The 9324-nt window shown below is 73.4% G+C and carries 8 protein-coding genes, 1 pseudogene and 1 riboswitch; of the genes and pseudogenes, 4 read left to right on the top strand and 5 right to left on the bottom strand.

Annotation, left to right across the window (positions count from 1 at the left end):
• The 5 genes and pseudogenes from HF995_RS13010 to HF995_RS12990 all read right to left on the bottom strand — a co-directional run.
• Nucleotides 1-276: pseudogene (locus tag HF995_RS13010) on the bottom strand (hypothetical protein); the annotation flags it as partial.
• A 200-nt stretch (nucleotides 277-476) separates the two neighbouring features.
• Nucleotides 477-1958 (bottom strand): hypothetical protein, encoded by a 1482-nt coding sequence (locus HF995_RS13005; protein ID WP_168448240.1) that lies wholly within the window; start codon nucleotides 1956-1958, stop codon nucleotides 477-479.
• A complete protein-coding gene (locus tag HF995_RS13000) occupies nucleotides 1955-2701 on the bottom strand; it encodes an ABC transporter ATP-binding protein (protein ID WP_350308907.1) in 747 nt (248 codons plus the stop codon). Before HF995_RS13000 ends, HF995_RS13005 begins: the two co-directional genes overlap by 4 nt.
• A 7-nt stretch (nucleotides 2702-2708) precedes the next feature.
• Nucleotides 2709-3293: an orotate phosphoribosyltransferase gene (pyrE, locus tag HF995_RS12995; RefSeq protein ID WP_168448239.1), complete on the bottom strand. Its 585-nt coding sequence runs from the start codon at nucleotides 3291-3293 to the stop codon at nucleotides 2709-2711.
• Nucleotides 3294-3365: 72 nt separating this feature from the next.
• Nucleotides 3366-4121 (bottom strand): SDR family NAD(P)-dependent oxidoreductase, encoded by a 756-nt coding sequence (locus HF995_RS12990; protein ID WP_168448238.1) that lies wholly within the window; start codon nucleotides 4119-4121, stop codon nucleotides 3366-3368.
• 68 nt (nucleotides 4122-4189) lie between these two features.
• On the opposite strand from HF995_RS12990, the gene HF995_RS12985 reads away from it, so the two are divergent.
• The 4 genes from HF995_RS12985 to HF995_RS12970 all read left to right on the top strand — a co-directional run bounded on the left by HF995_RS12985 (nucleotide 4190) and on the right by HF995_RS12970 (nucleotide 9294).
• On the top strand, nucleotides 4190-4996 hold the full coding sequence (locus tag HF995_RS12985) for an exodeoxyribonuclease III (RefSeq protein ID WP_168448237.1): 807 nt from the start codon (nucleotides 4190-4192) through the stop codon (nucleotides 4994-4996).
• A gap of 203 nt (nucleotides 4997-5199) precedes the next feature.
• Nucleotides 5200-5949 carry a hypothetical protein gene (locus tag HF995_RS12980; RefSeq protein WP_168448236.1) on the top strand — a complete coding sequence of 250 codons (750 nt, stop codon included), beginning with the start codon at nucleotides 5200-5202 and terminating at the stop codon, nucleotides 5947-5949.
• 242 nt (nucleotides 5950-6191) lie between these two features.
• A riboswitch (cyclic di-AMP (ydaO/yuaA leader) is annotated at nucleotides 6192-6376 on the top strand.
• Complete coding sequence (locus tag HF995_RS13955; RefSeq protein WP_286189649.1) at nucleotides 6375-7253, top strand: C40 family peptidase; 879 nt, start codon at nucleotides 6375-6377, stop codon at nucleotides 7251-7253. (Overlaps the previous riboswitch by 2 nt.)
• A 160-nt stretch (nucleotides 7254-7413) precedes the next feature.
• Nucleotides 7414-9294: a methyl-accepting chemotaxis protein gene (locus HF995_RS12970; RefSeq protein ID WP_350308906.1), complete on the top strand. Its 1881-nt coding sequence runs from the start codon at nucleotides 7414-7416 to the stop codon at nucleotides 9292-9294.
• Nucleotides 9295-9324: the final 30 nt, after the last annotated feature.

Here is a 9324-nt window from a genome sequence, read left to right as displayed (position 1 = left end):
CTCCGCGAACCGACCGAACGCCACATACGTCCCCGCGAACTTCCCCGCCAACGGCGGACGCGCACCGACCGCCGCCGGGTCCCCCGCGACGAAACCCGTGCCACGCACGGTGACCTTCTCACCGTCGACCAGACCGGACGTCTTCGACACCGTCACCGACGGGCCCACAGGGACCGCTGCTGCTGGCACGGTGGCGCCGACGATCGACGCGGTGAGCGTCAGGGCGAGGACTGCCAGCGCCGCGAGGGCGGACCTGGCTCGGGACACAAGCTGCACGACGGGGCTCCTGGTGTCTAGGCGTGCCCGCGCGGCAGCCGCGCGGGTCAGAGGTGAGGCTTGCCTAAGCAAACCAGGCACACCCTACTCTCAGGACCTTTGGCCGTCGAGAAGACTGACGAACTGTCACTTCTTGACGGACGGGGTGTCAGAACTTGGCGAACCGCCTGTCAGAACTTGACGGACACGCTGTCAGCATGTCACCGCCGCAAGGCCCTCCAGAGGAGCATCGCGACGACGCAAGCAGCCACGACGCCCAGCCCCCCGCGCCCCGCAGCCGTCAGTCCGCCCGCCACCCCGACGGCCCCCACGAGCAGCGGACCGTCGGCCAACCAGACGGCCCGGCCGAGTGCCGAGACGTCGCCTGCAGGCGTCACGACGGGCACGAGCAGGTCGACCGGCATCGGCCCCTTGAGCGCGTCCGAGACCCGCACCCCGACCGCGAGCGCAGCCACCACCGCTGCGAGGCTGACCGGAGCACCGGCAGCAGCAGCCCCGGCGGCCGTCAGCCCGACGGCGGCCACGAGCGGCCAGGCACCGTTCAGCGCGAGGAACGTGAGGTCCGAGCAGCCGTACTGGGTCGACACCCGTCCGAGAGCCGCCGCGTGGCGCACGCCGTCGCACACGACAGAGACGCCGAGGTACGCCAGCACCGCGCTGACGACCGGCCCGACGTGCAGCACCGTGCCCGGCACCACGAGGCCGCTCGCCGCCCCCGCCGCGACGAGCGTCACGAGGCCCGCCGCGAGCCGCCACGGAGTGCGCACCGACGCCGTCACGGGGACGAGCAGGACGGCGACCGGTCCCGGGACCCGCCTGAGCGCCGAGAGCCGGCGCCCCGTCGTGGGCAGCGCCCGGTACACCTCCCCCGCGGCGGGCAGGTCGAGCGCGGTGACGAGCAGCTGCGCGCGCTGCGCCCGCACAGCCTGCCCCACGAGTCGACGCGTCTCGACGCGCTCGAGCCCGCGCAGCCCGAGCCGCACGACGACCGGGACCGCGGCAGCCGCGGCCACGGCGCTCGCGACCGGCAGCCCGCTGCCCGGCCACACGCTCGCGACGAGCGCCCACGGCGCCCACCGCCACCCGCCCACGAGCGCGGTCGCCACCCCCACTACGAGAGCCACGACCGCGGTCCAGCCGACCGTCGTCGTGCGGAGCACCTGTCCGGCGAGCCACGCGGTCGCGACGAGGAGCCCCGCGAGCGCACCCGCGAGCGCGAGCGCGGCCACGTCGCGCGGCCGGGCGAGGCCTGCGTCGACGAGCGCGAGCACGGGAAGCAGCGGGGCGACGGCGCCGGCCGCGACGAGCGTGACGGTCGCGCGCAGGACCGGACCGCCGAACGCCCTCGCTCGCGAGGCGTCAGCGTCGCCGAGGACGCCCGCGAGGAACGGCGGGCGCAGCGCGGGCCCGCGCTCGACACCCGCGACGAGCGCGAGCAGCCACATGGATCCCGACACGACTGCCCACGTCGCCGGGACGCTCGGGTCGCTCAGCGCGGCCAACCCGGCGTCGCCGGTCGCGAGCAGCCACAGCGCACGGACGCCCGGCCCGAGCACGATGAACGCCGTCAGCACGACGACGTACACGACGTACGCCACGTCGCTCAGCGACCGTGGCTCGCGCGAAGCCCACACGGCGAGCGCCTCGCGCACCCCCGGGCGCCCTGCTGCCTGCTCGCTCACGCGTGCGCCGCGCCGCCGTCGGGCGTCAGGTCGTCGACGCCGCGCTCGGGGTCGAGGCCCTGGTCGGGCGTGTCGGCCGAACGGGCAGCCAGGCGGAGGACGTCGCCGCCGAGCGCGTCCTCGAGCGGGGTCGAGTGCGTCGCGACGAGGACGGTCGCGCCCGCCTCCCTACGTTCCGCGAGGAGCTCGGCGACAACGGCGGTGCGGTCGGCGTCGAGCCGCTGCTCGGGCTCGTCGAGGAGGAGGAGCGACGCGGGCCGCACGAGGACGGTCGCGAGCGACGCGAGCTGCGTCTGCCCGGAGGACAGCTCGTGCGGGAACCGGTGCGCGAGGTCGGCGATGCCGAGTCGTTCGAGGAGCGCTCCGGCGGCCGCGCGCGCGTCGCGCACGGGCGCGCCCCACGTCGTCGCGACGAGCGCGACGTGCTCACCGAGCGTGAGGTCCCGCGCGAGCAGCGGCGGTTCGACGGTGCCGGTGACGAGCCTGCGGAAGGCGCGGCGACGGGGCGCAGGCGCAGCGCCGTCGACCGTCACCTCACCCGACGTCGGGAGACGCAGCCCCGACACGAGGCGCAGGAGCGTGGACTTGCCGGAGCCGTTCGCCCCGCGCAGCACGAGCGTGCCGCCCGCGGGCACGCTCGTGCTCACGGGCGCGAGGAGCGTCGTCCCGTCGAGCTCGACGCCCGCCGAGCGCAGCTCGACGCGCACGCCGCGCGGCGCCCCCGGGTCGTTGCGACGTCGCACGCGTCCCTCAGGCGAGACCGAGGTCGTCGAGGCCGAAGAGGTAGTGGTACGTCAGGCCGGCAGCCTCGATCTTCTCGCGCGCGCCCGTGGCGCGGTCGACGATCACGGCGACGCCGACGACGTCGGCCCCCGCCTCGCGCAGCGCCTCGACAGCGGTCAGGACAGAGCCGCCCGTCGTCGACGTGTCCTCGACCGCGACGACGCGGCGGCCCGTGACGTCGGGCCCCTCGATGCGGCGCTGCATGCCGTGCGCCTTGCCCTCCTTGCGGACGACGAACGCGTCGAGGTCCTGGCCGCGCGACGCAGCCGCGTGCAGGAGCGCACCGGCGACCGGGTCGGCACCGAGCGTCAGACCGCCGACGGCGTCGATCTCGGCAGGGCCGAGGCCCGCCTCCTCGAGCGTGTCGAGCAGGACGTGCCCGATGAGCGGGGCGGCGCGGTGGTGGAGCGTCACGCGGCGCAGGTCGACGTAGTAGTCAGCCTCCTTGCCGGACGCGAGGGTCACCCGGCCGTGCACGACGGCGAGCTCCTTGATCAGGTCGCGCAGCTGCTCGCGAGGGGTCGGGGAGAGGACGGCGTCGTAGTCGGTCACGTCGATCAGGCTAGTAGAGGCGGGCGGGCCGCGTCAGGCCCGTCCGGGACTCGGCGAGAGGCCGCGCAGACCTCAGAGGCCGGAGCGCGCCTGGAGCGCGCGCACGGCCGTGCGAGGCGTCACCTGGAGGAGCGCGCTCGCGACCGCGTACCGCACGGACGGCGTCGAGATGACGACGCCGCGGCGCACGTCCGCGAGCGCCTGCGCGACCACACGGTCGGCGTCGAGCCAGGCGACGTCGGGGCCGACGCGGCGGAAGCCCGCGCGCTCGTGGAACTCGGTGCGGGTCAGGCCCGGGCACAGGGCCGTGGCGGTCACGCCGGTCCCGTCGAGCTCGACGGCGAGACCCTCGGTGAAGGTGCGGACCCACGCCTTCGCGGCGGCGTACGTGCCGCCCGCGGTGAGCGCTGCGACCGAGGAGACGTTGAGGATCGCGCCGCGGCCACGCTCGACCATCGGCTCGGCTGCCGCGCGCGAGAGCACCATGACCGCGCGGACCAGGACGTCGAGCATCGTCTCCTCGGCCTCGATGTCCCCGGTGACGAAGCGCTGGTGGGTCGTGTAGCCCGCGTTGTTGACGAGCAGCCCGACGGGCTGCTCCTCCTGGCGCAGGCGGTCGGCGACACGTTCGAGGTCGCTGCGCACCGACAGGTCGGCGGGCAGCACCTCGGCGCGGACGCCCGCGTACGCCCTCAGCTCGTCCGCGAGCCGCTCCAGCCGGGCCTCGTCACGCGCGACCAGCACGACGTCGTGCTTCGCGGTCGCGAGCTGCCACGCGAACTCCTCGCCGAGCCCCGCGCTCGCGCCCGTCACCAGTGCTATTCCCATGAGCCCCACCCTATGGCCCGAGGCCAGGTCGCGGCCCATCCGCAGCCCGGACGAAGTAGCCTCGAGGCATGCGCCTCGCCACCTGGAACATCAACTCGATCCGCGCCCGTGCCGACCGCGCGCTCGCCTTCCTCGAGCGGGAGGACATCGACGTGCTCGCGCTGCAGGAGACGAAGTGCAAGGACGCGCAGTTCCCGAGGGAGGCGTTCGAGGCGGCGGGCTACGAGATCGCGACGTTCGGGTTCAGCCAGTGGAACGGCGTCGCGATCCTGTCGCGCGTGGGCCTGGACGACGTCGAGCCCGGGTTCCTCGAGCAGCCGCAGTTCGGCGAGGTGCCCGCCGTCGAGGCGCGCGCGCTCGGTGCGACGTGCGGCGGCGTGCGCGTCTGGAGCCTGTACGTGCCGCACGGCCGCGCGCTCGACAACCCGCACTACGCGTACAAGCTGGCGTGGCTCGAGCGGTTGCGTCAGCACGCGGTCGACTGGGTCGCCGCCGACCCGGCCGCGAAGGTCGCCCTCGTCGGCGACTGGAACGTGGCGCCGCGCGACACGGACGTGTGGGACATGGCGGTGTTCGAGGGTCAGACGCACGTGTCCGAGCCCGAGCGGGCCGCGTTCGCGGCGTTCGCCGACGCCGGGTACACGGAGGTGTCCCGCGAGTTCATCCCGGACGAGCGCAAGTACACGTACTGGGACTACCAGCAGCTGCGGTTCCCGAAGAATGAGGGCCTGCGCATCGACTTCGCGTACACCTCACCTGCGCTGACGCCGCTCGTCAGGGGCGTCACGATCGACCGGGACGAGCGCAAGGGGAAGGGTGCGTCCGACCACGTGCCCGTCATCCTCGAGATCGACGACTCGCAGGTGTCGGCGTGAGCGGCGCGCTACCGCCCGTCCCGCCGCCTCCGCCGGGCCCTGCCGGGGCGAGGGTTCCCGTCCCACCGCCTCCTGCGCCGTCGGGCACCGCGCCGCTTCCTGTGCCGTCGGGCACCGCGCCCGTGCCCCCGCCACCTCCGCCCGTCCCCGCCCCGGCACCGTTCGCCGCTCCTTCCGCGGCCCCCTCCCCCCTGCCTGGACCTGTGCCGCCTCCCCCGCCGCCAGGTCCTGTGCCGTTCTCGGGGCCGTCTGCGGCCGAGCACCTCACCCCGGCGTGGCCGGGTGGGCACGCCGGCGCGGAGCATCTCGGGTTCAGCGAGCAGACGTACACGGCGGGCTCCTGGTCGGCGTCTGCGGCCGCGTCGCTCGTCCCGCGGCCGACGCCCCCGCCAGGGACCGACCCCGTCGCGATCGTCGCCGTGCCGGCGTCCGTCGTGCTCCCTCCCGTCGGCGTCGTGCTCGCGGTCGTCGCGCTCGTGCGTACCGGGCAGTCCCGGCAGCGCGGCCGCGTGCTCGCGACGGCGGCGCTCCTCGTGGGGACGCTGCTCACGGCTCTCGTGGTCCTCCTGCCGTTCCTCGTCCCCTCGCTCCTGCCGCGCCTGGAGGGCGCGACCTCTCGCGTGGCGCCCGACGTCGACGGTCCCGTGGAGGTGCACGTGCGCCAGCTGACGGTCGGCTCGTGCGTCCGGTCGCTGCCGTCCGGCAACGCGGACCGCACGACGGTCGTGCCGTGCGCCGAGGAGCACGAGGCCCGTGTGGTGTCGCAGTACGTGTTCCGCGAGGAGGGCTGGCCGGGGACGGAGACGGTGCGCGATCGCGTCGCGTCGTCGTGCTCCGTGTCGGAGACCGAGGCTGCGGCTGGCGTGCGGGCCGTGGCGCTCGTCCCGACAGAAGGTTCGTGGCGTCAGGGTGACCGTCAGGGGCTGTGCCTCCTGACGCCAGACCCGCTCTGAGGGGCCTTGAGCACCCGCGTGACCGCGGTCACCTAGCAGAGTATTCCCGTTGCACGCATCACAACACGGTGAAGGAAGAGTCCGGACAACGGGTTGAAGATGTGAAGGGAATGCACATCCCCGTGACCTTCCCGTGACATACCCGCTCGGACCCGCCTACCGTCGTCAAGTCCCACCGCCGCACCCGCGGCCGTCACGAGCGTGACGCAGGGACGCAGCACCGGACGCCGAGCACTGCCACCGGGGCTGCACCGCAGAAACCATGGCAGTGGCGGGGGACCCACTTCTCCGGTCGTCACGACGACCTTGGGGTGAAGCCGCGCGGGACCGACAGCACGCCACCACGGCATGCGCTCGCTCCCCCGGCCGGGCCAGACCTCCGGCCCGAACCCGACAGCTCACCTCGTAGGCGACGAGAGGTTCGAATGAGCATCCGCACGTCTTGGCGTGCCCGCACGGGCATGCCCACACGCCTCCACGAGGCGCACGGCACGAGCACCATCGACCAGAACACCACCTCGCACGGTCGGCACCGCACAGCGGTCCGCGCCGGCGTCCTCGCGATCGCAGCAGCACTCACCGTGACGCTCGCACCCGCCGCTGGCGCCCAGGCCGCAACCCCCACCGCGGCAACCGTCACCGCCACCTCCGCGGCGTCGACCGCCACGAAGACCACGGCGAAGGTCCACCTCAAGGCGAGCAAGAAGACCTGGGTCAAGGGCAAGAAGGCCGCCAAGGTCACCGCCAAGGTCCGCACCGGCGCCACGCCGACCGGCGGCACCGTGACGTTCTACGACGGCGGCAAGCGCCTCAAGAAGAAGGCTGTCGGCGCGAGCGGGACGGTCAGCTACCGGCTGCCGCGCAAGCTCTCCGCCAAGAAGCACACGATCCGCGCCGTCTTCCGCCCGTCGGCCCAGACCGCCGCGACCGTCGCGCCCGGGCGCGACAGCCTCAAGGTCCGCGTCATCAGCGAGGGCGCCCAGATCGCGAAGATCGCCAAGCAGTACGTCGGCGTCCGCTACCGCTCCGGCGGCGGCAGCCCCTCCGGCTTCGACTGCTCCGGCTTCACCAGCTACGTCTACAAGAAGGCTGGCATCGCGAAGCTCCCGCGCTCGTCCGCCGCGCAGCGCCACTCCGGCAAGACCGTCTCGCGCTCCAAGGCGCGTGCCGGCGACCTCATCTGGACCCGCGGCCACGTCGCGATCTACCTCGGCAAGGGCAAGCAGATCGACGCCCCGCGCCCGGGCAAGACGATCCAGGTGCGATCCATCTGGCAGTCGAACCCGACGTTCATCCGGGTCTGACCAGAATCGCGCAAACTGCGCAGGTCACGGTCGCGTCACGTTCATCAGTGTTACTTCACTCACGCTCGCGCTGACCGATGAGACGAGGAGCCGGTGTCCCTCAGGGAAACCGGCTCCTCGTCGCACCCACCCCGGGTCAACCAGCGCAAGGAGCAGTCCCGTGGCCGAGCCGCAGGAAGAACAGCTCGCACGTCCGATGGCGGACGACGCGAGCGACATGACCGACACCGTCGTCGGCGCTGACCACGAGCCCGCCGAGACGGCAGCCGACCCCGGTCGGCGCCGAAGGCTGGCGCGCCTGCGCATCGCCGTCCCCAAGGTCCGCGTGCCGCGCAGGCACCCCCGCAAGCCCCGCCCCGACGCCGACGAGGTCGCCCCCGTCCCGGAGCCCGCCGCAGAACCCGCGAGCGACACCGCCGACGCGAGCGAGGCACCCCCGGTCACCGGCAGGTTCCGCGGCCGCACCTGGTCGGTCGGCGCCCGCATCATCACGCTCGTCACCGTCATGGGCCTCGCGACGCTCGTCGTGACCGCGTTCAGCGCCATCGCCATGGGCACGCTCAACCGCAGCACCACGAACGTCTCAGAGTCGTCCGCGACGCTCAACGAAGCGCTCCTCGACGTCAACAACTCGATCTGGGTCGCACGCTCCGGCGGGCTGAACATCGGTGCGGTCATGCCCGTCGACCGCACCCGGCTCGCGCTCGAGATCAAGGACTCCGCGGTCGCCGCCGACGACGCGCTCATCCGCCTCGACACCGCGTTCCGCGAGACGACCGGAGCCCCCTCCGAGCACCTCGAGGAGCTCAACGCCGTGTGGGTCAAGTACCGCACGATCCTCACCGAGCAGCTGATCCCCTCCGCCGTCTCGAACAACGTGCTCGTCTACCAGTCGCTCGCCTCGGGTGCCGCCCAGACGACAGGCGGCGAGGTGACGGACACGCTCAGCCTCATCAACGTCGAGGTCGCGGCCGCGTCCGCCGACATCGCCGACGACGCGTCCGCGCAGGCCCAGGCGACGACGCTCGTGCTCATCGCGATCGCGCTCGTCGGCATCGTCGGCTCGCTGCTGTTCGCTGTACGTCTCGTCCGATCGATCCGCCGCCCGCTGTCCCAGATGCAGGGATCGCTCGAGGCGCTCGCCGAGGGCGACCTCACGGCCACGACCGGCGTCGCGGGCAACGACGAGATCGGCCGGATGGCCGCAGCCCTCACGTCCGCGCAGACGAGCCTGTCGAGCACGCTCGCCCAGGTCTCGACGAGCGCCGCGACCGTCTCCGACGCGTCGCAGGAGCTCGCGTCGTCGCGCGTACGGCTATCCGACGGCGCCGACTCGACGTCCGAGCAGGCGCAGGTCGTCGCGGCCGCCGCCGAGCAGGTCACGCGCAACATCGAGGCGATGGCCGCGGGCGCCGAGGAGATGGGCGCGTCGATCCGCGAGATCGCCCGCAACGCGCAGGAGGCCGCAGGCGTCGCCACGCAGGCGACAGACAAGGCGCAGGCCACGACCGAGACCGTCACACGCCTCGGCGAGTCGAGCCAGGCGATCGGCGAGGTCGTCCGGACCATCACGCACATCGCCGGTCAGACGAACCTCCTCGCGCTCAACGCGACGATCGAGGCCGCCCGCGCCGGCGAGGCCGGCAAGGGCTTCGCCGTCGTCGCCTCCGAGGTCAAGGACCTCGCCCAGGAGACGGCACGCGCGACCGAGGACATCGCGAACCGCATCGAGTCCATCCAGGCAGACACGGCGAGCGCCGTCGCGGCGATCGCCGAGATCTCCGAGGTCATCGCGACGATCAACGGCTACCAGCTCACGATCGCGTCGGCGGTCGAGGAGCAGACGGCGACGACCACCGAGATGTCGCGCGCCGCAGCCGAGGCCGCGTCCGGCTCGGGCGACATCGCCGTGTCGATCACGGGAGTCGCGACCGCGGCGACCACGACGACCGAGGTCGTCGACCTCGTCGGCACCGCCGTCGACGACCTGGCCCGGCTCTCCGAGGAGCTCCGCCAGCAGGTCGCAGCCTTCACGTACTGAGCGCATCTGCACCGGCGGGAGCTGGGGCCG

This window comes from Sanguibacter hominis ATCC BAA-789 (assembly GCF_012396185.1).
Classification (GTDB): Bacteria; Actinomycetota; Actinomycetes; order Actinomycetales; family Cellulomonadaceae; genus Flavimobilis; species Flavimobilis hominis.
Note: the sequence above shows the minus strand (reverse complement) of the source record. Positions and strands in the feature narration are given on the sequence as shown.